Origin of the sequence: Streptacidiphilus jeojiense (genome assembly GCF_000719095.1) — a bacterium.
Lineage (GTDB): Bacteria > Actinomycetota > Actinomycetes > Streptomycetales > Streptomycetaceae > Streptacidiphilus > Streptacidiphilus jeojiensis.
Window position 1 is genome coordinate 238,854 of the sequence record NZ_JOEH01000001.1, and the last position, 25,365, is coordinate 264,218.

The following is a 25,365-nucleotide window of genomic DNA, read 5'->3' on the forward strand; positions in this document are numbered from 1 at the left end:
ACGTCAGCGCACCGTCACCTGGACCCCGTACGAGGACACCGGCTCGGCCCAGTCCTTTCCGGGGTAGGACCAGGTGTAGGTCCCGGTGCGGTCCACCCGCACCTTCGCGGTGAACTGGCCCTCGCTGTCGGAGCTGACGGTGGCCACGGTCTCCGGGGCGGTGCAGCCCTTGGCGCAGAACTCCAGCCGGACCGGCTGGTCCGGGCTGGGCACCCACTGCTGGGTCTTCCACTCGGGCCGCTCCAGCAGCCCGCTGATGGAGATCGTCGCACCCGGCGCGGCCGTCTGCGGCGCGCCGAAGCTGCTGAGCCGGCCCGCCTTGAGGATGGCGAAGCTGCCCGCCTTGGTCTCGGTGCGCCGGTCGCCGTCCCGCCCGTGCGCGGTGGCCTGGACGTACCAGGTGCCGGCCATGCTGTCGAAGATCTGCTGCGCGGCGATGTCCACCGAGGAGGTGCCGGTGCACACCGACACCGTCGCCGACCTCGCGGTGCAGTGGATCGCCGAGGAGCGCAGCGCGCCGTAGTCGGAACCCCACAGGCCGACGCCGTCCACCGAGCTGATCCCGGAGTTGTCCTCGGCGGTGATGCTGAAGCCGAAGTCGACCCTGCCGGTGGGTCCCAGCACGATCGGCTGTCCACCGTTCACCACCACGCCGGTGATCCTGGTGTCCCCGTGCGACTGCTTGATCGCCAGCGAGGGCACCAGCACCCCGGCGACCGCGAGCGCGCCGGACACCAGCAGCAGGACCGACCGTCTACGCATGATCTCCCTGCACCGTTCACGTCTCCATCGCCCATTCTGCACCGGCGGCCATTGTGCACAGGGGCAATGTGCGCGTGTCCCCTCCGGTGTGTCCCCGCACTTGGATACGCTGCGTTCCGGTGGGGTATGGGCCTGTTCTCCAATTTCTTTTTCGGGGCGCGGCCGGGCACTCCGACCAGTTCCACCCCCGAACACCGGCCGGCCTGAGAAACGCTCGGCAGACGAAAGCAGGTGTTGGACGTGGATCGCTGTGTCGTCCTTGTGGACGCCGGATACCTGCTGGGGGCCGCAGCCAGCCTGCTGGCCGGCGAGAGTTCACGCTCACGGATCACCGTCGACCAGAATGAACTGATCGGACAGCTGCGCGAACGCGCCGAGGCCGAGACCGGGCTGCCGCTGCTGCGCATCTACTGGTTCGACGCGGCACCGGACCGCCGTCCGATGCCGGAGCACCGGCGGCTGCGGGTGATGCCCAGGGTCACCGTCCGGCTCGGGGCGCTGACCCGGGCCGAGGGCCGGATGGTGCAGAAGGGCGTGGACGCGGCGATGCACGCCGAACTGTCCGAACTGGCCCGCAACCGCGCCTGCGCGGACGTGGTGCTGGTGACCGGCGACGGCGACCTGCTGCCGGGGATGACCGCGGCCAAGGACTACGGGGTGGCCGTGCACCTGTGGGCGGTCCAGGCCGCCGACGGCGACTTCAACCAGTCCGAGGACCTGGTAGCCGAGGCCGACGAGCGGCGGGTGCTGGACCGGGAGTGGATCACCCGCTCGGTCCAGCTGCGGGAGGTGGTGATTCCCGCGGTCACCGCTGACCCCCGTCCGGAGTTCGCCAAGATCCTCTCCGCCCCGCAGCCGGCCGCGGTCCCGGACACCCCGGAGGAACTGGTCACCGCCTCGGCGACGGTCTCCGCGCGCCCGTCCCCGCCGGCCACGCCCAAGGTCCCCACCCCCAAGGAGATCGCCGCGGGGCTCGGCGCCTCGCGGTCGGCGTCCGCGCCGCCGCCCGCGCCCTCGCTGCTGCGCTGGTCCTCCGAGCGCGGCATGGTGGACCGCCCAGGCGAGGGAAACGGCCCGGCGGACCTGATCCCCACCCTGGCCCAGCTCACCACGGCCGAGCAGAAGTGGGCCGACCGCGAGGAGGACATCACCGCGGTCGGCGGCGACCCCACCGAGGTCGGCCAGGTGTTCGCCCGGCGCTGGACCGACCGGCTCGGCGATCCCGCACGGCTCACCGTGCTGTGGCCGGACTACCCCCGGATCCCGCACCGGGTGGACGGCGAGCTGCTGCGCTACGCGGCGAGGTTCGGGCTGCTCGCCCACAAGGACGACCAGATCGACGAGCACGACCGCTATGCGATCCGCGCGGGGTTCTGGCGAGAGCTCGCTGCGCGAGTGCCGGGTGGGGAGGCGGTGACGGTCGACAGCTGACCGTTACCGTCGCGGATGGTTTCTGTTCGCGCAGTTCCCCGCGCCCCTGAAGGGGCGCGGGGAACTGCGCGACAAGCCCCCCTCCGACGCGAGCCCGGCAAACCCACCGGAACCGCGACAGCGCCGACCCGCTAAAGTCGGGCACCGTGAACACCCAGGCAACCCCCGCACCCCCGGCCCCCGCGCCGCCCGCGGAGAACTGTTGCAAGGTGACCGGCCTGACCAAGGCCTACCGCACCGGCCGCGGTGCCAAGGCGAAGACCGTCCTCGCCAACAGCGACATCTCGCTGGAGATCCGCCGCGGCGAGGTCTTCGGACTGCTCGGACCCAACGGCGCCGGGAAGTCCACCCTGGTCCGCCAGCTCACCGGGCTGCTCCGGCCGGACCGGGGCCGGATCGAGGTGCTGGGCCACGACATCGTGCGCCACCCCGACCGCGCCTCCCGGCTGCTCGCCTACCTGGGGCAGGAGTCCACCGCGCTGGACGAGCTGACCGTGGCCCTCGCGGTGGAGACCACCGCCCGGCTCCGCGGCCTCTCCCGCCCCGCCGCGGCCGCCGAGCGCGACGCGGTGCTCGCCGAGCTCGCCCTGGAACCCCTGGCCCACCGCCCGCTGGCCAAGCTCTCCGGCGGCCAGCGCCGCCTCGCCTGCTTCGCCACCACGCTGGTCGGCGAGCGCCCGCTGCTGGTCCTGGACGAGCCCACCACCGGCATGGACCCGGTGGCCCGCCGCGCCGTCTGGGCCGCCGTGGACCGCCGCCGCGCCGCCAGCGGGACCACCGTGCTGCTGGTCACCCACAACGTCATCGAGGCCGAGACGGTGCTGGACCGAGTCGCGGTGGTCGACGAGGGCCGGGTCATCGCCTGCGACACGCCCGGAGGGCTGAAGGCGCTGGTGGACGGGGACGTCCGGCTGGACCTGGTCTGGCGCGAGGAGCCCCCGCTGCACCTGCCGCTGGTCGCCGCCCTCGCACCGCGCGCCGCCGTCAACGGCCGCCGCTGGACCGTCCGCAGCAGCCCCGACGAGGCCCGCGACCTGGTCGCGCAGATCACCGGCGGACCCGCCTTCGCCGCCCTCGACGACTTCTCGCTCGCCACCCCCAGCCTCGAGGACGTGTACCTGCTGCTCGGCGGCCGACACGAAGGGCTGGTCAAGTGACCACGGCCGTACTGCCCGCACCCCAGGCACGCCTCTTCCCCGCGCTCGGCGCGGTCTACCGGGCCCAGCTCTCCCGGGCCCGGGTGGCCAGGATCCCGCTGCTGTTCGTCGCCACCTTCCAGTCCCTGGGGATCATGGTGATGATGCGCGGCGTGGTGACCACCGGGTCCGCCGACGCCGAGGCGGCCCAGGACGTGGTGGCCGGTTCGACCGTGCTGGTGGTCGCCTTCGTGGCGCTCAACCTGCTGGCCCAGTACTTCGGCCGGCTGCGCGCCACCGGCGGCCTGGACCACTACGCCACGCTGCCGGTCCCGGCCGCCTCGGTGGTGCTCGGGACCGCCGCCGCGTACGCCTCGTTCACGGTGCCCGGGACGGTGGTCACCGCCGCCGTGGGCTGCGCGCTGTTCCAGCTCAGCTGGGTGCACCTGTGGGTGCTGGCGCTGGTGGTGCCGCTGTCGGGCGCCGCGCTGTCCGGGATCGGCGCCGCCTGCGGGCTGCTGGCGAACCGTCAGGAGATCGCGACGCTGCTGGGCCAGCTCGGCATGTCGGCGGCGCTGCTGCTCGGGGTGCTGCCGCCGAGCCACATGCCCACGGTGATCCGCTGGGTCAGGGACCTGCTGCCGTCCACCTACGGCGTCGAGGCACTGGCCCGTACCTTCGCGACGCACCCGGACTGGACGGCGGTCGCGCTGGACCTGGCGGTGTGCGCGGCGGTGGGCGTGCTGTCGCTGGCGCTGGCCGCCTGGGCCTACCGCCGTGCCGCCACCCGTGCCTGAGCACGCACGTGCGACGATGACGCGGTGACCGCACCCGACACCTCTCACAACCCGCACGAGGACCCGGCCCAGGAGTCCCCGGCGGACACCCCCGCCCAGGCACCGGCGCCGCAGGCCGGGGCGGCCCAGGCACCGCCACCGGAGTACCCGCCGGTACCGGCCCCGGCCGGGAAGCCGCAGCGCAGCGTCCGGACCGAGGCGCTCATCGCCGTGCTGCTGCTGGCGGGCTCCGCCCTGCTCGGCGTGCTGGCCGGTTTCCTCTGGCACTGGCTGGCCCCCAAGGTGCCGCTGTACGCGGACAGCTCCGCGGTCTACCTCAAGGACCCCGAGGGCGAGCAGGCGATCGGCGCCGACGGGACCTTCGCCATCATCGGCGGCTGCGCCGGCCTGCTGGCGGGCGCGGTCGCCTACTGGCTCAGCCGCCGTCGCCAGGGCGGGGTGACCGTAGCCCTCGGGCTGGTCGCCGGCGGACTGCTCGGCGGGTACATCGCCATGAAGCTCGGCACCGCGCTCGGCCCCGGCGGGAACGTCATCGCCACCGCCAAGTCGGTGCCCACCGGATCGACCTTCTACGGCCCGCTGAAGCTCACCGCCAAGGGCGTCCTGCTCACCTGGCCGGCCGCGGCCATGGTCGTCCTCATCGGCCTCACCGCCCTCTTCACCCCCAAGCCCCAAGCCCCGCCGGTGGTCTGGCAGACACCTGCGCAGGACCGTCCCGACACGCCGTGAGGGCGCGCTAGGGTAGAGGCTTCCCGCACTCGCCCCCTTGCCCGAGGAGCGCCTCAACCGTGGCCGACAGCTTCGTTCACCTGCATGTTCACACCGAGTTCTCGATGCTGGACGGGGCCGCGAAGAACGGCAAGATGATCGCCGAGGTGGAGCGGCAGGGCATGCCCGCGATCGCCATGTCCGACCACGGGAACATGTTCGGGGCCTACGAGTTCTTCCATCTGGCCGACAAGAGCCCGGTGACCCCGATCATCGGCATCGAGGCGTATGTCGCGCCCGGTTCGCGCTTCGAGAAGAAGCAGACCTTCTGGGGCCAGCAGGGCGGCCGCCCCAACGCGGCCGACGCCGGCGGCGAGGGCGGCAAGGACGTCTCCGGTGGCGGCCGCTACACCCACATGACGATGTGGGCGCAGAACGCCAGGGGGCTGCGCAACCTCTTCAAGCTCTCCTCGCTCGCGTCGATCGAGGGCTACTACATGAAGCCCCGGATGGACCGCGAGCTGATCTCGCAGAACTCCGAGGGCATCATCGCCACCACCGGCTGCCCCTCCGGCGAGGTGCAGACCCGGCTGCGGCTCGGCCAGTACGAGGAGGCGGTCAAGGCCGCCGCGGCCTACCAGGACATCTTCGGCAAGGAGAACTACTTCCTGGAGCTGATGGACCACGGCCTGGGCATCGAGCGCGACGTCCGCGAGGACCTGCTGCGGCTGGCCAAGGAGCTGCGGATCCCGCTGCTGGCCACCAACGACTCGCACTACGTCACCGCCGACCAGGCGGACGCGCACGACAACCTGCTGTGCATCGGCGTCGGCAAGAACAAGGACGACCCGAACCGCTTCAAGTTCAACGGCTCCGGCTACTACCTGAAGACCTCCGAGGAGATGCGCGAGCTGTTCCGCGAGCTCCCGGAGGCCTGCGACAACACCCTCGCCATCGCCGAGCGGATCGAGTCGTACCAGGAGGTCTTCACCTACGTCGACCGGATGCCGCAGTTCGACGTGCCCGAGGGCGAGAACCAGGTCAGCTATCTGCGCAAGAAGATCGACGAGGGCCTGAAGAACCGGTTCGGCGAGGAGCCGCGCCAGGACATCCTGGACCGGATCGAGCTCGAGATGAGCGTCATCGACCCGATGGGCTTCTCCAGCTACTTCCTCGTGGTCGCCGACATCTGCCAGTACGCCCGCGACAACGGCATCCCGGTCGGCCCCGGCCGTGGTTCGGCGGCCGGTTCGATGATCGCCTACCTCACCGGGATCACCCAGCTCGACCCGATCGAGCACGACCTGCTGTTCGAGCGCTTCCTCAACCCCGAGCGGATCAACCCCCCGGACGTCGACATCGACTTCGACGACCGCCAGCGCGACCAGATGGTCCGCTACGTCAGCGAGAAGTACGGCGCCGCCTACACCGCCCAGGTCAACACCTTCGGCACGATCAAGGCCAAGGCCGCCGTCAAGGACTCCTCGCGGATCCTCGGCTACCCCTTCGCCATGGGCGACCGGATCACCAAGGCCATGCCGCCGGACGTGATGGGCAAGGGCGTCCCGCTCAAGGACCTCTTCAACAGCGAGCACCCGCGCTACAACGAGGGCACGGAGATCCGCTCCCTCTACGAGAACGAACCCGACGTCAAGAAGATCATCGACACCGGCCTGGGCATCGAGGGCCTGATCCGCGGCACCGGCGTGCACGCCGCCGCGGTGATCCTCTCCTCGACGCCGCTGCTGGAACTGATCCCGCTGCACCGCCGCGACAAGGACGGCGTGATCATCACCGGGTTCGACTACCCCTCATGTGAGAACATGGGGCTGATCAAGATGGACTTCCTGGGTCTGCGCAACCTGGGCATCATCGACCACTGCATCAAGATCATCAAGGCCAACCGCGGCGAGGACGTCGTCTGCGACGACATCCCCCTCGACGACCCGGTCACCTTCGAACTGCTCCAGCGCGGCGACACCCTGGGCGTGTTCCAGCTCGATGGCGGCCCCATGCGGGCGCTGCTGCGGCTGATGAAGCCCACCGAGTTCGCCGACATCTCCGCCGTCTCGGCGCTGTACCGGCCGGGCCCGATGGGCATGAACTCGCACACCAACTACGCGCTGCGGAAGAACGCCCAGCAGGAGATCACCCCGATCCACCCGGAGCTGGAGCAGCCGCTCAGTGAAGTCCTGGGCCCCACCTACGGTCTGATCGTCTATCAGGAGCAGGTGCAGCGAGCCGCGCAGGTGCTGGCCGGCTACAGCCTGGGACAGGCCGACCTGCTCCGCCGGGCCATGGGCAAGAAGAAGAAGGAGGTCCTGGAGAAGGAGTTCGTGCCCTTCCACGCGGGCTGCAAGGAGCGCGGCTACAGCGACGAGGCCATCCAGGCGGTCTGGGACGTGCTGGTCCCGTTCGCCGGCTACGCCTTCAACAAGTCGCACTCCGCCGCCTACGGCCTGGTCTCCTACTGGACCGCCTACCTCAAGGCCAACTACCCGGCCGAGTACATGGCCGCGCTGCTGACCTCGGTCGGCGACGACAAGGACAAGATGGCGATCTACCTGGCGGACGCCCGTGCCGCCGGGATCCGGATCCTCTCCCCCGACATCAACGAGTCGGTCACCGACTTCACCGCCGTCGGCGAGGACGTCCGCTTCGGCCTCAAGGCCATCCGCAACGTCGGCGAGAACGTCATCGACTCGCTGGTGGAGACCCGCAGGTCCAAGGGCAAGTTCACGGCCTTCCCCGACTTCCTGGACAAGGTCGAGCTGCCGGTCTGCAACAAGCGCGCGGTGGACTCGCTGATCAAGGCCGGCGCGTTCGACTCCCTCGGCCACACCCGCCGCGGCCTGGTCGCCGTCGCCGAGACCGCGATCGACGCCGTCATCGGCGTCAAGAAGCAGGCCGCGATCGGCCAGGACGACCTGTTCGGCGCGATCGACGACGGCAGCGACTCCCCCGGCATCGGCCTGGACTTCACCCTGGACGACAAGGAGTGGCCGCGCAAGCACCTGCTCTCGACCGAGCGGGAGATGCTGGGCCTCTACGTCTCCAGCCACCCGCTGGACGGCGCCGAGCACATCCTGGCCCGCAACCGCGACGTCTCCATCGCGGAACTGCTGGGCTCCGGCCGGACCGAGGGCGAGGTCAAGCTGGCCGGACTGATCACCGGCGTGGACCGGCGGATCAACAAGGCCGGCAATGCGTGGGCGATCGTGACGCTCGCCGACCGCGACGGCTCGGTGGAGGTGCTGTTCTTCCCCAAGAACTACATGCTGATCCAGCAGGAGCTGATCGAGGACAACGTGGTCGCCGTCAAGGGCCGGCTCAACGAGCGCGACGGTGCACTGTCGATCTTCGGCTCGGAGATGGCCCCGCTGGACATCTCCTCGGCGGAGCTGGGCGGCAAGCCGCCGATCCAACTGAACATCCCGGAGCGGAAGATCACCCCGCAGCTGGTCGCCGAACTCAAGCGCACGATGCGGGCCCACCCCGGGGAGACGCCGGTCCGGCTGCTGCTGGAGGGCCGGATGAAGAGCGTGCTCTTCGAACTCGGCTTCCTGGTCGACGCGGAGAGCGGGTTCGCCAGCGACATCAAGGGACTCCTCGGCCCCGGCGTGTGGGCAGCGGCCTGATCTTTTAGGGGCGCGGGGAACTGCGCTGCCAGCCCTCTACGGAGGTGCATGGTTGGCAGCGCAGTTCCCCGCGCCCCTAAAAGCTAAAGGAGAGGCGGCAGGGTGCCTACGTAGAGCCATTCGGTGAAGAAGGCGTGCAGGGGGCGCGAGCTGTGGTGCTGGGCCAGTGAGGTGAAGTCGGCGGTGGTCACCACCGCATGGCGGTGGGCGTCGGCCCACTCCCGGAACAGGGCGAAGAACGGGCCCTCACCGAGAACCCCGCGGAGCGCGTGCAGGACCAGCCCGCCGCGCTGGTAGAGGCGGTCGTCGAACATCAGGCTGCGACCGGGGTCCGCCAGGACCAGGTCCTGCGGCAGGGCCTTCAGCTTGGCGTGGGCCATCGCGGCGTGCGCAGCGGCGTCGCGGCCACCCGAGCGTTCGGACCAGAGCCACTCCGCGTACTTGGCGAAGCCCTCGTTGAGCCAGATGTGCCGCCAGTCGGCCACGGTGACGCTGTTTCCGAACCACTGGTGCGCCAGCTCGTGGGCGACCAGCCGCTCGCTGCCCCGGCGGCCGTCGACGTGGTTGGCGCCGAACGTGGACAGCCCCTGGGCCTCGACCGGGACGTCGAGTTCCTCGTCGGTCACCACCACGGCGTACTCGCCGAAGGGGTAGGGGCCGAAGAGGTCGACGAACAGGCTCATCATGGCCGGCTGGTGGGCGAAGTCGTGCACGCAGGAGCCGATCAGCCGGGCGGGCGCGTACACCGTCTGCGGAACGGGTCCGGCCGAGATCTGCAGCTGCTGGTACTGGCCGACCTGGACGGTGGCGAGATAGCTGGCGGTGGGCGCCGGTTGCTCGTACACCCAGGTGGTGCTGCTGGCGCGGGTGGTGCGGGTGAGCAGCCGACCGTTGGCGACGACCGCGTAGGGGCTCGGCGCGGTGATCGACATCTGGTAGGCGGCCTTGTCGGCCGGCCGGTCGTTGCAGGGGTACCAGGAGGGCGCGCCGATCGGCTGGCTGGCGACCAGCGAGCCGTCCTCCAGCTCCTCCCAGCCCAGTGTCCCCCACTCGCTGCGGACCGGCCGCGGGTTGCCGCTGTAGTGCACCTCGACGGTGAACGCGGCGCCGGGCCGCAGCGGCCGGGCCGGCCGCAGCCGCAGCTTGCCGGCGCGGTGGGTCCAGCGGACCGTGCGGCCGTCGACCAGCACCCGGGTGATCCGGAAGTCGGCGAAGTCCAGCACCACGTCGGCGAGCGGGTCCGGGCCGGTCAGGCAGGTGAGCCTGGCCGCCCCGGCGAGCCGGTTGGGCGCCGGGCGGTAGTCCAGCGTCAGCTCGTAGCGGTGCACGTGGTAGCGGACGTCGCCGTGGGTCGGGAAGTACGGGTCAGCTGCCGACTGGGGACGGGGCGACGTCTGCTTGGCGCTCAATGCTGCTCTGCTCCAGTGCGGTTGGTGCTCAGGCGGGTGCTCCCGGTCCTAGGGGACGGAGCGGACCCAGGGCGCGATCGGGTTCCCCAGCCAGCGGCTGTCCGCGGGCACGGACTCGCCGCGCATCACCAGGGAGGCGGGTCCCAGGGTGGTGCGGGCGCCGATGGTGGTTCCGGGCAGGACGATACCGTGCGGGCCCAGCGTGGCACCCTCCTGGAGGGTGACAGTGTCCATCCGCATGATCCGGTCGTGGAACAGGTGGGTCTGCAGCACACAGCCGCGGTTGACGCTCACTCCGTCGCCGAGGGTGACCAGGTCGGCCTCGGGCAGCCAGTAGCTCTCGCACCAGACCCCGCGGCCGATGCCGGCACCGAGGCCGCGCAGCCAGAGGTTGAGCACCGGGGTGCCGGGCAGCGCGTTCAGCAGCCAGGGCGCGGCCAGCACCTCGGTGAAGGTGTCGGCGAGCTCGTTGCGCCAGACATGGCTGCTCCAGAGCGGGTGCTCGACCGCCTTGAAACGGCCGATGAGCAGCCACTTCGCGGCCAGCGACACGACGCAGGCGACCGCTCCTGCAGCCAGCAGCACGGCCCCCGAGCAGACCGCGGCGAGCAGCAGCCCGCCCTGCTCGGCGATCAGCGCCAGCACCCCCAGCACGCTGAGGCCGAGCGCCACCGCGGCCATCACCGGCACGATCCGGAACAGCTCCATGGCGCCGCGCATCAGCTTGAGCCGGCGCGCGGGGGCGTAGGTGAGGCTCTGGTCGCCGGTCTCGGCCCGGCGCGGCAGCTTCATCGGCGGCATGCCGAGGTAGGAGCTGCCCTTCTTGGCCTTCTTGGGGGTGGCCGAGAGCACTCCGACCAGGCCGCGGTCAGGGACGCTGCGGCCGGGCGCGGTCATCCCGGAGTTGCCGAGGAAGGCGCGTTCGCCGATCTCGGCCTCGTCGATGCGCAGCCAGCCGCCGCCCAGCTCGTAGGGGGCGATCAGGGTGTCGTCGGCGAGGAAGGCGCCGTCGCCGACGGTGGTCATGCTGGGCAGGGCGAGCACGGTGGAGGCCTCGACGCCCCGGCCGACCTTCATGCCGAGGGCGCGCAGCCAGGCCGGGGTGGCCAGGCCGGCGTAGAGCGGGAAGAGGCTGCCGCGGGCCAGGTCCATCAGCTGGATCACGGTCCAGGCCTGCCAGGCGGTGCGGCTGTGCACCGGGTGGTGCCCGGCCCGCAGCCCGATGCCGAGCAGCCGGACGGCGACCAGGACCAGCAGCGCGTAGGCGGCGAACCCGGTGAGGGTGACCAGCGGGACCGCGGCCAGCGCCTGCGCCAGCACGCTGCCGACGCTGCCGGGGGTCACCAGGGCGGCCAGCACGGCCACCGCGGGCAGCGCGGCCAGCAGCGGCAGCAGGCTGAGGCCGGCGCCGCTGAGCCCGTACATCGCGGCCCAGCCCCTGGTGCGGGCCGGACGCTCCTTGGGCCAGGCGTGGTTGGCCCGGCCGGTCTTGACCGCCGGCGCGCCGGCCCAGCGCTGGCCGGTGGGGACCTGGCCGGTGACGCCGGAGCCGGGAGCTATCTCGGCGCGCTTTCCGACCCGTGAGCCGGGGAACAGGATGGAGCGGGTGCCCACGACGGCGCCGGCGCCGACCCGGACCGCACCGAGGTGCAGCAGGTCGCCGTCCAGCCACCAGCCGCTGAGGTCCACGTCGGCCTCGACCGCGCAGCCCTTGCCGAGCTTCAGCAGCCCGGTGACCGGCGGCAGGGTGTGCAGGTCCACGTCCGGGCCGACCTTGGCGCCGAGGGCGCGGGCGTAGCGGAGCAGCCAGGAGCCGGAGAGGTCGGTGGCGCCGCTCAGCTCGGCCAGACGCTCCGCGGTCCACAGCCGCAGGTGCACGCTGCCGCCGCGCGGGTGGGTGCCGGGCTCGACGCCGCGCAGCAGCAGCCTGGCGCCGCCGGCGGCCAGCGCGATCCGTCCGACCGGGGACCAGAGCACCGCGGCGACCGGCACCAGCAGCCACCAGGAGGCCCAGGCCGAGGAGCCGAAGCCCCACCAGCCGAGCAGGTGCGCCAGCGCGGCCAGCGCCACGGTCCAGCGCAGCCCGACCACGGTGAGCAGCGGGACGGTGAGCAGGGTCTGCACCACCCCGGCCCGGCGCGGGGTCGGCGCGACCTCGCGGACGGCGCCGGTGGACTGGACCGAGGTCTCCAGCCGACGGGCCAGCTCGCGCAGCACCGGGGCCTGGTAGATGTCGCTGACGGCGATGGCCGCGTAACGGGCCCGGATCAGGGTGACCAGGCGGGCCGCGCCGAGGCTGCTGCCGCCGATGGCGAAGAAGTCGTCCTTGGCGCTGCCCACCGGCACGCCGAGCACCTCGGCCCACTGCTCGGCGAGCCAGGCCTCGGTGCCGTAGAGCTGTTCGGCGACGCCCTTGGTCTCCAGCTGGGCCAGCGGCCAGGGCAGCGCGTTGCGGTCGACCTTGCCGGAGGTGCGCACCGGCAGGTCCTCGACCAGGGCCAGCAGCGGGACCATGGCGGCGGGCAGCTCGGCCCGCAGCTGCTGGACCGCGGCCTCCTGATCGAACGCCTGGTCGGTGACCAGGTAGCCGACCAGCAGCTGGTTGCCGCTGCGCGCGGTGCGCACGGCGGCGGCTGCGCCGGTGACCCCGGGCAGGGACTGCAGTACGGCGTCGACCTCGCCGAGCTCGATCCGGCGGCCGCCGAGCTTGATCTGCTCGTCGGCCCGGCCCAGGAAGACCAGGCCCTCGGGCTGGGCCAGCACCAGGTCGCCGCTGCGGTAGGCGCGCTCCCAGCCGACCGACTCCAGCGGGGCGTACTTCTCGGCGTCCTTCTCCGGGTCCAGGTAGCGGGCCAGGCCGACGCCGCCGATGACCAGCTGGCCGCTCTCGCCCATGGCGACGACCTGGCCCTGCTCGTCCACGACGGCGAGCTCCCAGCCGTCCAGCGGCAGCCCGATCCTGACCGGGGCCTCGCCGGTGAGCGGCGCGGCGCAGGCGACCACGGTGGCCTCGGTGGGGCCGTAGGTGTTCCAGACCTCGCGGCCCTCGGTGGCCAGTCGTTCGGCCAGCTCAGGCGGGCAGGCCTCGCCGCCGAAGATCAGCAGCCGGACGTCGCCGAGCGCGTCGGCGGGCCAGAGCGAGGCCAGCGTGGGGACCGTGGAGACCACGGTGATCTCCTGCTCCACCAGCCACGGGCCGAGGTCGGCCCCGCTGCGGACCTGCGAGCGGGGGACGGTGACCAGGCAGGCGCCGTAGCGCCAGGCCAGCCACATCTCCTCGCAGGAGGCGTCGAAGGCCACCGAGAGCCCGGCCATCACCCGGTCGCCCGGGCCCAGCGGCTCCTCCTGCTGGAACAGCGCGGCCTCGGCGTCGACGAAGGCGGCGGCGCTGCGGTGGGTGACCGCGACGCCCTTGGGCTTGCCGGTGGAGCCGGAGGTGAAGATGATCCAGGCGTCGTCGCCGAGGCCGGGACGGGCGGGGGCCGTCTGGGGGGCCTGGGGACTCTGGGTGGCCCCGGGGGTCCCGGCAGCAGCCTCGGGGGCCTGCTCCGTCAGGGTGAGTGCCCGCTCGGCGCCCAGCACCGCGCGGACCCCGGCCTCGCCGAACACCAGCGCGGCCCGCTCGTCGGGGTCCTCGGCGTCCACCGGGACGTAGGCGGCGCCGGCGGCGAGCACGGCGAGGATCGCGACGTAGAGGTCGGCCGTGCCGGAGGGCACCCGGATGCCGACCCGGTCGCCCCGGCCGATCCCGGCGGCGGCGAGGCGGCGGCGCAGCGTGTCCACCTCGGCGGCCAGGGCGCGGTAGCTCAGCGCGCTGCGGCCGTCGTCCAGCGCGGGCTCGTCGGGGTGGGCGGCGACGGCGGCGTCGAGGATGTCGACGAGGGTGCGCGGAGCGTGTGCGGGGCGCCCGGGGAACAGTGCGAGCCCGCTCGGGGCTACCGCTTTCTCCAGGTACGGGGCGTACACGGCCGTGGCCATCGGTCCTCATCTCGTCGACAACCCGGTCGATGCTAGTCCGGCAGATGCGTCAGCGGTATCGGAGTCGAAGCGGTATCGGACCAGCAATGGCCTTTCTGCGCATGATTTCTGACGTACCGTCAGAGGATAGGCGCACTGCTGGCCCTGATACTTGACGGTCCGTCAGCTTAATCTGACGGACCGTCGGACATTTTCCGAAATGAGACCGACGACACATGCCGGAAACCTGCCGACCGCTACCCTGAGTACACATTCCATAACATAGTGTATCGAACGCGACGATTTCCGGCGCCCGCTCCGCATGCCCTGGCCTCAGGCGTACTGCCAGTGCGGGCGGCCGCTCTCCATGGCGCACTTCAGCAGCCTGCCGTTGGCGTCGTCGGTGGTCTTCCCCAGATCGGCGTTCCGGCAGAACTGGCCGGCCTTGTAGCAGTTGCCGGCGGCGGAGACGATCGTGCAGCCCGTCGCGGCCGTGGTGGCGGCCTTGGTCGGCGCCTGCGTGGGCGCCTTGGTCACCGTCCGCGTCGCCGGCTTGGTCGTGCTGGCGGCGGTGGTGGCCCGGTGGGTCGGCGCGGCGGTGGTCCGACGGGGTGACGGCGAGGCGCTGGGGTGCGCGCTGGCCGGTGCCGCAGTGGTGGGTGCCGCCGTGCTGGGCGCCGCGGTCGTCGGCGCCGCGGTGGACGGGTCCGCCGAGGCGGAGACGACCGTCACCGCGGTGGCCGTCGCCGTCGGCTGCTGCCCGGCCGACGCCGCCCCCGCCGTCGGACCGCAGGCAGCCAGTAAGGCGGACACGGCAAGGGCGGCGACGCCGGCCGAGAGACGGCGGGCCGATCTGGACGCACGGGACAGGCGGGGCGCGCTGGATATGCGCGGGATGCGGGTGGGCACAGGAGTCCTCCGAGGCTCTTACCTTCAGTGCCGCCACACGGTACTCACCTGATCACCGCAGAACACACACAACTCGGAAATCCCCGCACCCGCTCGTCAATCGTGCGTAGGCGCGACCGCGTACCCGGGCACCGAGGGCCAGCGGACCGTCAGCACGACCGACTCCTGCTCCGCGTACCAGGAGTGGTCCACCCCGTGCCCCCAGACCACGTAGTCGCCCTGCTCAGCCAGCACCACGCTGCGCCCCGGGACCTGCACGTGGAAGCGCCCGCTGATGAGCACCAGCAGCGCGGTCCGCTGCTCCCCGCGCACCCACTCGGCCCGCTCGTCACCGCGCGGATGGACCCCCCCACTTGATCTCCACCGCCTCGCTGTGCCGGGGATCGCCGACGTCCTTGAAGTGCCCCAGCAGCCACCCCCGGTCCAACGCCGCGTCCTTACCCGCATTGCCCACGTACACGCTGTCGTCCATGCGACGGGACGCTACCCTCCCCGGCCCGCGAACCTGTCCCCGAATCGGGGACAACACCCCACCCGCTACTGCTGCGGCGCGCTGCGGATGTCCAGCCTCCGGATGACCCGGTCCACCAGCTCCGGGTCCGCTCCCGGTTCCATCCGGGCCGACTGCATCTCCGCGCGGCCCGCCGCGAGCATCTCCTGTTCGATCTGCTGGAACAGCCGTACCTGCTTGACCCGCTTCTTCAGTTCCTGCCGCTGGTCCTCGTCGTACATGTCCGGGCGGTTGCGGGCCAGGCGGTCGGTCTGACGCTGCTTCAGCCGCTCGACCAGCTCGTCCGGGAGGTCGTCGGCCTCGGCGAGCTCCTTCAGCCGGCGCAGGCTGGCCTTGGAGACGCGGTACCAGAGCTGGCGCTCGGCCGCGTCCTCGGCGTCCTCGTCGCGGCTCAGGTGCAGGCGTTTGACCACCCAGGACAGCGACATGCCCTGGACCAGCAGGGTGAACAGGACCACGCAGAAGGCGGTGAAGACGATCTCGTCCCGCCCTGGGAAGGCCGAGCCGTTGTGGACGTTGAGCGGGATGGCCAGGGCCAGGGCGACCGAGGCCACCCCGCGCATCCCGGACCACCACAGCACCACCGACTCGCGCCAGCTCAGCGGCGCGGCCTCCTCCTGCTCGCCGCGGCGCCGGTCCCACTGCTGGGTGACCCAGGCGCCGGGCAGCAGCCAGAGGAAGCGGACGCCGACCACCACCACGATGACCAGCCCGGCGTCCCCGAGCATGCTGGTCCACTGGTGGCCGACCTCCTTGAGGACGCTGGCCAGCTCCAGGCCGATCAGTCCGAAGGCCATGCCGGAGATCAGCAGCTCCACCACGTCCCAGAAGGCGCTGCCGACCAGCCGGTAGCCGACGTCGTCGGCGCCCACCGTGCGGTCGTTGATCCACAGTGAGGTGACCAGGACGGCCAGGACGCCCGAGCCGTGCAGCTCCTCGGCCAGCGAGTAGGCCGCGAAGGGGACCAGCAGACTGAGCGCGACCTGGAGGGTGGGGTCGTCCAGCATGCTCATGATCTTGCCGCTGAGCCAGCCCAGGCCCACCCCGATGACCACGGCCAGCACGGCCGAGAGCACCAGCAGCCCGACCGCGTTCAGGGTCGAGAAGTGGCCGCTGACCACGGCGTCCACCGCCAGCCCGTACACCACCAGGGCGGTGACGTCGTTGAACAGTCCCTCGGTCTCCAGGATGCCCATCAGCCGGCGCGGCAGGCCGACGCTGCCGGCCACCGCGGCGGCGGCGATCGGGTCCGGCGGGGAGATGATCGCGCCCAGCGCGACGGCGGCGCCCAGCGGCAGGGCGGGCATGATCGAACGCGCCGCCCAGGCCACCACCGCCGTGGTGACCAGGACCAGCGCGACCGCCAGCAGCAGGATGACCCGGGAGTTGGCCTTGAAGTAGCGGGTGGTGGAGCGCTGCGCCGCGGCGTAGATCAGCGGCGGCAGCACCACCGGCAGGATCAGGTCCGGTTCCAGGGTGATGTTGGGGACGAAGGGCAGCACCGCCATCACGATGCCCACCAGCGTCATCATCACCGGCTGCGGGAACCCGATCCGCTCGGCCAGCGGAGTGGTGACGACCGAGGCCAGCAGCACGATGAAGAGCAGCATCAGCTGGGTCATCCCGCCGCCCACCCCTCCCGCTCGCCGACGCCGTCTCCGGACAGCTCTTGATCAGCCTGCCAGGGATCGGGTCATCGTGCGGTGGGGGATACCGCCGTCCAGGTACTCCGGGCCCTCGGCGACATAGCCGAGGCGCTGGTAGAAGCCCAGCGCGTGGGTCTGCGCGTGCAGTTCCAGTTCGACGGCGCCGCGGGACCGGCCCTGCTCCTCGATGGCCCGGACCAGGGCCGCGCCGAGGCCGGTGCCGCGGGCGGCGGCACGGACCGCGAGGCGGCCGAGCAGTACGGTGCCGTCCCGGCCGGTGAGCTTGAGGGCCTGCTCGCCGTGGATCAGCCGGCCGGTGCCCAGCGGGCCGCCGTCCGCGCCGAAGGCCAGCAGGTGCAGCGAGGTCGGGTCGAGGTCGTCCCACTCCTCGTCCTCGGGGACGTTCTGCTCGACGATGAAGACCTCGCGCCTGATGGCGTGGACGGTCTCCAGGTCGGCTGCCGAGACGGCCACGCGTATGTCGGGTGTGTCAGCTTTCGGCACTGATGATCTCCAGGGCGCGGGCCAGGTCCTCCGGGTACTCGCTGCGGAACTCGACCCAGTCGCCGGTGCCGGGGTGCTCGAAGCCGAGCTGGACCGCGTGCAGCCACTGCCGGGTGAGCTTGAGCCGCTTGGCCAGGGTGGGGTCGGCACCGTAGGTGATGTCGCCGACGCAGGGGTGCCGCAGCGCGGACATGTGCACCCGGATCTGGTGGGTGCGGCCGGTCTCCAGCTTGATGTCCAGCAGCGAGGCGGCCCGGTAGGCCTCGATCAGGTCGTAGTGGGTGACCGACGGCTTGCCGTTGGCGACCACGGCCCACTTCCAGTCGCTGCTGGGGTGCCGGTCGATCGGGGCGTCCACGGTGCCGGACATCGGGTCGGGGTGGCCCTGGACCAGGGCGTTGTACTTCTTCTCCACCACCCGGTCCCGGAACTGCTGCTTGAGCAGGGTGTAGGCGCGCTCGGACTTGGCGACCACCATCAGCCCGGAGGTGCCGACGTCCAGGCGGTGCACCACGCCCTGGCGTTCGGCGGCGCCCGAGGTGGAGATCCGGTAGCCGGCGCCGACCAGGCCGCCGATGACGGTGGGACCGGTCCAGCCGGGGCTGGGGTGGGCGGCGACGCCGACCGGCTTGTCCACCACGACCAGGTCCTCGTCGTCGTAGACGATCTTCATATTGTCGATGCGCTCGGCGACGATCTGCACCGGAGCGGGCGGCGCCGGGATCTCGACCTCCATCCAGGCCCCGGCCATCACCCGGTCGGACTTGCCGACCACGGAGCCGTCCAGCGTCACCTTGCCCTCGGCGGCCAGCTCGGCGGCCTTGGTGCGGGAGAACCCGAACATCCGGGCGATGGCGGCGTCGACGCGCTCACCCTCGAGGCCGTCGGGTACGGGCAGGTTTCGGATCTGCGGAACGGTGCTCACCTGAACGAGTATGCCGGACCGCCCGGGCCCGGCCCGCCATCAGGCCTTGCCGGTGCCGTCCTCGGCGGGCTGCTGCTCGACGGTCCGGTCCGCGTTGCCACTGTCCGTGGTCCCGTCCGCGGTCCCGTCCCCGCCGCCGTGCTCGCGCATCGTGGTCCCGTCCGGGTTGGTGCCGAGGAAGGAGAGCAGCACCACCAGCACGCCGCCGCAGACGATCGCCGAGTCGGCGAGGTTGAAGACGGCGAAGTGCTTGACCGAGATGAAGTCCACCACGGCGCCGCGGAAGGTGGACGGCGAGCGGAAGATACGGTCCGTCAGATTGCCGAAGGCGCCGCCCAGCAGCAGGCCCAGGGCGATGGCCCAGGGCAGGCTGTAGAGCTTGCGGGCCAGCCGGCAGATGACCACCACCACGGTGGTGGCGATGACGGTGAACACGATGGTCATCGCCGCGCCCATGCCGAAGGCGGCGCCGGGGTTGCGGATGGCCTGGAGCATCACCCAGTCGCCCGCGATCCTGATCGGCTCGTGGTACTCCAGCCTGGCCACGACCAGCAGCTTGCTGCCGAGGTCCAGCAGGTAGGCGAGCAGGGCGACGGAGAGCAGCACGCCGATCCTGCGCCTGCGCCGCACCGGGGTCCCGGCGGCGGGATCGGCAGGATCGGTGGAAACGGCAGGGTCGGCGGGGGCAGCAGGGTCGACCGGCGCGGCAGAGTCAGCCGCCGGAGCCTTCTGGAAACCTGGGGTACTGATGATGCTCTCCGCTACACCGAGAGGGGTGGTCTTACGTCGAGCGTACGGTACGCCCACCGGGTGGTGCGGACAGGTCCGCACCACCCGCCGCGGCCGCTAGCGGCGCTCCTGCTTGGCCTTGCACTGGACGCAGAGGGTGGCCCGCGGGAAGGCCTGGACCCTGGCCTTGCCGATGGGCTCCCCGCAGGACTCGCAGAGGCCGAAGCCGGTGCCGGTGAGCCGGGCCAGCGCACGCTCGGTCTGGGCGAGCATGTCGCGCGCGTTGGCGGCCAGCGACAGCTCGTGCTCGCGGGAGATGTTCTTGGTCCCGGCGTCGACCTGGTCGTCGCCGGCGCCGTCGCCGGAGTCCCGCATCAGGCCGCTGACGGCCTCCTCGGAGGCGGCGATCTCGGCGCCGAGCGCGGCGGCCTCGGCCACCAGCTCCGTCCTGAGCTCGGCCACCTCGGCCTCGGTCCAGGGGTCCTCGCCGGGCCGCACCGGCAGCGTCCCGGCCGCGGCCGGGGCCTCCGGCGGCGTGTCGGCCGCGGAGTCGGCCGGAGCGGCCGGAGCGGTCCTGGCCCTGCTGCCGCTCGGCCGGGCGGCGGCCGGCCTGGCCACGGCCTCGGTCTTGTGTCGCACCACGGTGCCCTCCCCCACGTCTCCGGGACCCGCCACGGACGTCTCCGCGCGGCGTGCGCCCGCAGCCCCGCTCCTTGCCTTGTCCGCCATGCGTCTGACCCCTTTGCCCTTTGCGAGTGTGCGTCTGCGACTGTCGTCTGCGTGCTGCGGCCGAGCTGCTGGTGGCGCACCGCCGTGAGCACGGCGACACGACATGGTGCCGGAACGATAATGCGTACTGAATCCATCCACAACGGGACATACCGCAACAGAGGTCACGGGTTACCGGCTCACGCCCGGCTCGACGAATGTGTGCCCAGAACGTGACCTGATAATCGCCTTCCGTCATCGTTACTGGTGCGTCACCGGCGCGCGGACGGCGCCCGGCGCGGAAAATCTTCTTGCCGGGCCCTATAGACTCGGGGCTGCAAGGCGTGGATGGGGACGAGTACCGCCGAACGCAGCCAGGAGCGACCCGGGGTCGGTGAAAGCCCGGGGGTGTGCGCGACGGGAAGATCACCCCGGAGCCGCCGGAGGAAAGGCACCGCCCAGTGCGCTCGCAGCACGTGGGCGGACCGAGTAGAACCGGCCGCAACCCCTAATGAGGGGGCTCGGCACGTCCGCGTGCCGCAGCCAAGAAGGGTGGTACCGCGGGGCCCGCAGCACTCGGCCTCGTCCCTTCGTCGGAAGCCGCACAGCTCGGACGCGCCCGCCGGAGGAACCTCCTGATGACCCAGTACCGTCCCGTCCCCGCCCAGGTGGACCTGCCCGTGCTCGAGCACGGGATCCTCTCCTTCTGGCAGGACAACAAGATCTTCCAGCGCAGCCTGGAGCAGTCCGAGGGCCGCCCCGAGTGGGTGTTCTACGAGGGCCCGCCCACCGCCAACGGCATGCCCGGCGCGCACCACATCGAGGCCCGGGTCTTCAAGGACGTCTTCCCCCGCTACAAGACCATGAAGGGCCACCACGTCGCCCGCAAGGCCGGCTGGGACTGCCACGGCCTGCCGGTGGAGCTCGCCGTCGAGAAGGAGCTGGGCTTCTCCGGCAAGCCGGAGATCGAGGCCTACGGGATCGCCGAGTTCAACGCCCGGTGCCGGGAGTCGGTGACCCGGCACACCGACGCCTTCGCCACCCTCACCAACCGGATGGGCTACTGGGTCGACCTGGACGACGCCTACCGCACCATGGACCCGGACTACATCCAGTCGGTGTGGTGGTCGCTGAAGCAGATCTTCGACAAGGGCCTGCTCACCCAGGACTTCCGGGTCGCCCCCTGGTGCCCGCGCTGCGGCACCGGCCTGTCCGACCACGAGCTGGCGCAGGGCTACGAGACCGTCGTCGACCCCTCGGTCTACGTCCGCTTCCCGCTCACCTCCGGGCCGCTGGCCGGCGGTGACGACAGGCCCGCCGCCTCGCTGCTGGTGTGGACGACCACCCCGTGGACGCTGGTCTCCAACGTCGCCGTGGCCGCGCACCCCGCCGTCGACTACGTGGTGGCGACCGACGGCGACGAGCGGGTCGTGGTGGCCGAGCCGCTGCTGGAGAAGGCCCTCGGCGAGGGCTGGACCGCCACCGGCGAGCGCTTCACCGGCGCCGAGATGGAGCGCTGGAGCTACCGGCGGCCGTTCGAGCTGGTCCCGGTGGAGGGCGCGCACTTCGTCGTCAACGCCGAGTACGTCACCACCGAGGACGGCTCCGGCCTGGTCCACCAGGCGCCCGCCTTCGGCGCCGACGACCTGGCCACCTGCCGGGCCTACGGCCTGCCGATGGTCAACCCGGTGCTGCCGGACGGCACCTTCGAGCCCGATGTGCCGCTGGTCGGCGGGCAGTTCTTCAAGAAGGCCGACGAGGCCCTGGTCGCCGACCTGGACGCCCGCGGCCTGCTGTTCCGTCATGTCCCGTACGAGCACAGCTACCCGCACTGCTGGCGCTGCCACACCGCGCTGCTCTACTACGCGCAGCCGTCCTGGTACGTCCGCACCACCGAGGTCAAGCAGCGGCTGCTGGAGGAGAACGAGAAGACCAACTGGTACCCGGAGACCGTCAAGTACGGCCGCTTCGGGGACTGGCTGAACAACAACATCGACTGGGCGCTGTCCCGCAACCGCTACTGGGGCACCCCGCTGCCGATCTGGCGCTGTGAGGAGGGCCACCTCACCTGCGTGGGCTCGCTGGCCGAGCTCAGCGAGCTCACCGGCCGGGACCTGTCCGACCTGGACCCGCACCGCCCCTTCATCGACGAGGTGGTCTTCCGCTGCACCGGGAGCGGCTGCGCGCTGGACGCGGTCCGGGTGCCCGAGGTCATCGACGCCTGGTACGACTCGGGCTCCATGCCGTTCGCCCAGTACGGCTACCCGCTGAAGAACGCCGAGCTGTTCGAGAAGCGCTACCCGGCCCAGTTCATCTCCGAGGCCATCGACCAGACCCGCGGCTGGTTCTACACGCTGATGGCGGTCGGCACGCTGGTGTTTGACAAGTCCTCGTACGAGAACGTGGTCTGCCTGGGCCACATCCTGGCCGAGGACGGCCGGAAGATGTCCAAGCACCTGGGCAACATCCTGGAGCCCATCTCGCTGATGGACCAGCACGGGGCGGACGCGGTGCGCTGGTTCATGGCGGCCGGCGGCTCGCCCTGGTCCGCGCGCCGGGTCGGGCACAACACCATCCAGGAGGTGGTCCGCAAGACCCTGCTGACCTACTGGAACACGGTCGCCTTCCAGGCCCTCTACGCCCGCACCGCCGGGTGGGCGCCGTCGGCCGCCGACCCGGCACCGGCGGACCGTCCGCTGCTCGACAAGTGGGTGCTGTCCGAACTGAACACCCTGGTCAAGGAGGTGGACGCGGCGCTGGACGGCTTCGACACCCAGCGGGCCGGCAAGCTGCTGTCCGCGTTCGTCGACGACCTCTCCAACTGGTACGTCCGGCGCGGCCGGCGCCGCTTCTGGCAGGGCGAGCCGGCCGCGCTGGCGACCCTGCACGAGGCGCTGGAGACGGTCACCCGGCTGATGGCGCCGCTGACCCCGTTCATCACCGAGCGGGTCTGGCAGGACCTGGTCGTCTCCGTGGACCCGACCGCGCCGGTCTCGGTGCACCTGGCCGAGTTCCCGGTCGCGGACGAGTCGCTGGTCGACGCCGACCTGTCGCGCCATATGGCGCTGGTGCGGCGGCTGGTGGAGCTGGGACGGGCGACCCGGGCCGACTCCGGGGTGAAGACCCGTCAGCCGCTTTCGCGCGCACTGGTCGCGGCGCAGGGGTACGAGGAACTCCCGGCGGAGCTGCGGGCGCAGGTCGCCGAGGAGCTCAATGTGGCGGGGCTCGAATCCCTGTCGGCGGTGGGCGGGTCATTGGTGGACACCACGGCCAAGGCCAACTTCCGCGCCCTGGGCAAGCGGTTCGGCAAGGGGGTGCAGGAGGTGGCCAAGGCGGTGGCCGCGGCGGACGCGGCAGCGCTCTCCGCTTCGCTGCGGGCCACGGGCACGGCGTCTGTGGAACTCGGCGGCGAGAGGGTCGAGCTGACGCCCGATGAGGTCATCGTCACGGAGACCCCTCGGGAGGGGTGGGCCGTCGCCAACGAGGGCGGCGCGACGGTCGCGCTCGACCTGCACATCACGCCGGAGCTGCGGTTGGCGGGCGTCGCGAGGGATGCCATCCGGCAGGTGCAGGAGGCCCGCAAGAACAGTGGCCTGGACGTGGCGGACCGGATCCAGCTCCGCTGGACGTCTGACGACGCCACGACGGTCGAGGCCCTGACGGCCCACGCGGCCCTGATCGCCGACGAGGTCCTCGCCACCGACTTCGCCTCCGGCGAAGCCGACTGGGAGTCGGCCACGCCGTTCACCGACGAGATGCTCAGCCTGACGTTCTGGCTGCGGAAGGCCTGAACGAAAGGGGCGCGGGGAACTGCGCTGCCAGCCATGCACCTTCGTAGCGGGCTGGTCGCGCAGTTCCCCGCGCCCCTTTCTGGTTGCATGGCCCGCCACGTGCGAAACGCAGCCCCCTCGCCCTGGAAGACAAAACCGCGGGCCCCTGCCGGAACGTTCCGGCAGGGGCCCGCGGTAGGGGGCGGCGGGGGCTGGGGTCAGCCCTCGTCGTCCTGGTCGATCAGGAAGCCGCGCATCGGCTGCGGGGCCTGCTGCAGCGGCGGCTGCGGCCGCACCGCGGCCATCGGCTGCGTCATCGCGGCGGGAGCCATCTGCTGCTGGCCGCCCGCGCTCTGGTGCTGCGCGCCCGGGTTGAAGCTGTTCCCGCCGAAGCTCGGCTGCTGCTGCCCGCCACCGAAGCTCTGGCCGTTGCCACCGAAACTCTGCTGACCGCCGAAGGTCTGCCCGCCCATGGGCGACGCACCGACCGGGGTCATCGACGGCTGCGACATCGAGGGCTGGGACATCGAGGACGGCGGCAGCGACGCGGTGGCCGGCTGGCGCGGAGGCGCCAGCGAGTCGTCCGCCTGCGACTCCAGCTGACGCAGCTGGGTCTCCAGGTAGGACTTCAGCCGGGTGCGGTACTCGCGCTCGAAGGCACGCAGGTCCTCGACCTTGCGCTCCAGCGTGGCGCGGGCGGACTCCAGCGAGCCCATCGCCACGCGGTGCTTCTCCTGCGCGTCCCGCTCCAGCGCGTCGGCCTTGGCACGGGCGTCGCGCTCCAGACCCTCGGCGCGGCTGCGGGCCTCACCGACGATCTTGTTGGCCTCGGAACGCGCCTCGGCGATGGCCTGGTCCGCGGTCTGCTGGGCGAGCGCCAGCACGCGGGCCGCGCTGTCGTTGTTCTGGCCCTGCTGCTGCTGCGGGAAGTGCGGCTGCTGCATCTGCTGCAGGCCGCCCATGTGCTGCGGCGGCTGCATCTGGCCCTGCTGCTGCATCTGGCCGGGCTGCTGCATCTGCTGGCCGAAGCCCTGCTGGCCGCCCATGGTGCCGCCCTGGAGCTGGGGCGGGCCCTGGAGCTGCGGCGCACCGCTGGGCAGCTGCGGCGGGCCGGGGTGGCCCATCTGCTGCTGCGGCTGGCCCTGCATCTGGCCGGGCTGCTGCATCTGGCCCTGCTGCTGCAGCTGCGGCGGCATGCCCTGCTGCGGCACGGGCGGACCAGATATGGCGGCCGGCACCGGGGGGCCGGGGCGCTGGTGCTGGTCCTGCTCCTTGCGCATGTTCTGCTGGTTCTGCGCGGCCGCGCGAGTCGCCGCGGCCAGCTTGGCGCGCAGGTCCTCGTTCTCGCGGAGCAGTCGGGTCAGCTCTCCTTCGACCTCGTCGAGGAAGGCATCGACCTCGTCCTCGTCATAGCCTTCGCGGAGGCGGACGGTCGTGAACTGCTTGTTCCGCACGTCCTCGGGGGTCAATGGCATCTCTTCACCTCAACGTGATCGTCGGACAATCGGCGGCCTGCGGGGTTCACACGGCCCCCTGCACGACGGAGATCAGGATCGAAACAATGATGATCAGTACGAGGAAGGACAGGTCGAGCGCCACGCCCCCGAACCGCAGCGGCGGGATGAACCGCCGCAACAGCTTGAGTGGTGGATCGGTGACGGTGTAGATGCACTCCAGCACAACGATCATCCCGCGGCCGGGCCGCCATTCGCGGGCTAGTTGTTGCACCCAGTCCATCACAAGCCGGGCCAGCAGGATGACGAAGAAAACCATCAGCACGATGTACAGCACCTGCCATACAACGTTCACCGCTCGTCCCCTCGAA

Annotated in this window: 17 protein-coding genes and 1 pseudogene; 6 read left to right on the plus strand and 12 right to left on the minus strand. The window is 71.6% G+C overall.

Annotated elements, in window-relative coordinates; all coding sequences use genetic code 11:
* Window positions 1–3: 3 nt before the first annotated feature.
* A complete protein-coding gene (locus tag IF29_RS0101055; RefSeq protein ID WP_030248337.1) occupies window positions 4–762 on the minus strand; it encodes a hypothetical protein in 759 nt (252 codons plus the stop codon).
* A 240-nt stretch (window positions 763–1,002) separates the two neighbouring features.
* Here IF29_RS0101055 and IF29_RS0101060 point away from each other — a divergent pair, with 240 nt between their 5' ends.
* From IF29_RS0101060 to dnaE, 5 genes are all read left to right on the plus strand, one after another.
* On the plus strand, window positions 1,003–2,193 hold the full coding sequence (locus IF29_RS0101060) for an NYN domain-containing protein (protein WP_051724743.1): 1,191 nt from the start codon (window positions 1,003–1,005) through the stop codon (window positions 2,191–2,193).
* 146 nt (window positions 2,194–2,339) lie between these two features.
* Window positions 2,340–3,350, plus strand: coding sequence for an ABC transporter ATP-binding protein (locus IF29_RS47285; protein WP_084713331.1), 1,011 nt, complete (start codon window positions 2,340–2,342; stop codon window positions 3,348–3,350).
* The gene (locus IF29_RS0101070; RefSeq protein ID WP_030248342.1) at window positions 3,347–4,126 is read left to right on the plus strand and encodes an ABC transporter permease; all 780 of its coding nucleotides are present in this window, start codon (window positions 3,347–3,349) and stop codon (window positions 4,124–4,126) included. Before IF29_RS47285 ends, IF29_RS0101070 begins: the two co-directional genes overlap by 4 nt.
* Before the next feature lie 24 nt (window positions 4,127–4,150).
* The gene (locus IF29_RS0101075) at window positions 4,151–4,855 is read left to right on the plus strand and encodes a hypothetical protein (protein WP_063757399.1); all 705 of its coding nucleotides are present in this window, start codon (window positions 4,151–4,153) and stop codon (window positions 4,853–4,855) included.
* 59 nt (window positions 4,856–4,914) lie between these two features.
* Complete coding sequence (gene dnaE, locus IF29_RS0101080) at window positions 4,915–8,472, plus strand: DNA polymerase III subunit alpha (RefSeq protein WP_030248347.1); 3,558 nt, start codon at window positions 4,915–4,917, stop codon at window positions 8,470–8,472.
* An 83-nt stretch (window positions 8,473–8,555) separates the two neighbouring features.
* On the opposite strand, the gene IF29_RS0101085 is transcribed toward dnaE, so the two are convergent.
* The 9 genes and pseudogenes from IF29_RS0101085 to IF29_RS47295 form a co-directional block, all read right to left on the minus strand.
* Window positions 8,556–9,881: a M1 family metallopeptidase gene (locus IF29_RS0101085; RefSeq protein ID WP_030248348.1), complete on the minus strand. Its 1,326-nt coding sequence runs from the start codon at window positions 9,879–9,881 to the stop codon at window positions 8,556–8,558.
* A gap of 48 nt (window positions 9,882–9,929) precedes the next feature.
* Window positions 9,930–13,859, minus strand: a complete 3,930-nt coding sequence (locus IF29_RS0101090) for a Pls/PosA family non-ribosomal peptide synthetase (protein ID WP_030248350.1) — start codon at window positions 13,857–13,859, stop codon at window positions 9,930–9,932.
* A gap of 312 nt (window positions 13,860–14,171) precedes the next feature.
* The gene (locus tag IF29_RS47290) at window positions 14,172–14,651 is read right to left on the minus strand and encodes a hypothetical protein (protein ID WP_232241968.1); all 480 of its coding nucleotides are present in this window, start codon (window positions 14,649–14,651) and stop codon (window positions 14,172–14,174) included.
* A 192-nt stretch (window positions 14,652–14,843) separates the two neighbouring features.
* Window positions 14,844–15,219: pseudogene (locus tag IF29_RS41440) on the minus strand (cupin domain-containing protein).
* 65 nt (window positions 15,220–15,284) lie between these two features.
* Complete coding sequence (locus tag IF29_RS0101110) at window positions 15,285–16,880, minus strand: Na+/H+ antiporter (protein ID WP_030248354.1); 1,596 nt, start codon at window positions 16,878–16,880, stop codon at window positions 15,285–15,287.
* 51 nt (window positions 16,881–16,931) lie between these two features.
* Complete coding sequence (locus IF29_RS0101115) at window positions 16,932–17,408, minus strand: GNAT family N-acetyltransferase (RefSeq protein WP_030248356.1); 477 nt, start codon at window positions 17,406–17,408, stop codon at window positions 16,932–16,934.
* Entirely contained in the window at window positions 17,395–18,333 is a 939-nt protein-coding gene (locus tag IF29_RS0101120; protein WP_030248357.1) for an RluA family pseudouridine synthase, read from the minus strand. The genes IF29_RS0101115 and IF29_RS0101120 overlap by 14 nt, the downstream gene beginning before the upstream one ends.
* Before the next feature lie 39 nt (window positions 18,334–18,372).
* Entirely contained in the window at window positions 18,373–19,140 is a 768-nt protein-coding gene (gene lspA / locus IF29_RS41445) for a signal peptidase II (RefSeq protein ID WP_380523148.1), read from the minus strand.
* 39 nt (window positions 19,141–19,179) lie between these two features.
* The gene (locus tag IF29_RS47295; protein ID WP_030248361.1) at window positions 19,180–19,737 is read right to left on the minus strand and encodes a TraR/DksA family transcriptional regulator; all 558 of its coding nucleotides are present in this window, start codon (window positions 19,735–19,737) and stop codon (window positions 19,180–19,182) included.
* Window positions 19,738–20,408: 671 nt separating this feature from the next.
* On the opposite strand from IF29_RS47295, the gene ileS reads away from it, so the two are divergent.
* Window positions 20,409–23,561, plus strand: a complete 3,153-nt coding sequence (gene ileS, locus IF29_RS0101135) for an isoleucine--tRNA ligase (protein ID WP_030248363.1) — start codon at window positions 20,409–20,411, stop codon at window positions 23,559–23,561.
* A 197-nt stretch (window positions 23,562–23,758) separates the two neighbouring features.
* On the opposite strand, the gene IF29_RS0101140 is transcribed toward ileS, so the two are convergent.
* Entirely contained in the window at window positions 23,759–25,015 is a 1,257-nt protein-coding gene (locus IF29_RS0101140; protein ID WP_030248366.1) for a DivIVA domain-containing protein, read from the minus strand.
* Window positions 25,016–25,061: 46 nt separating this feature from the next.
* Window positions 25,062–25,349 carry a YggT family protein gene (locus IF29_RS0101145; RefSeq protein WP_030248367.1) on the minus strand — a complete coding sequence of 96 codons (288 nt, stop codon included), beginning with the start codon at window positions 25,347–25,349 and terminating at the stop codon, window positions 25,062–25,064.
* Window positions 25,350–25,365 lie beyond the last annotated feature (16 nt).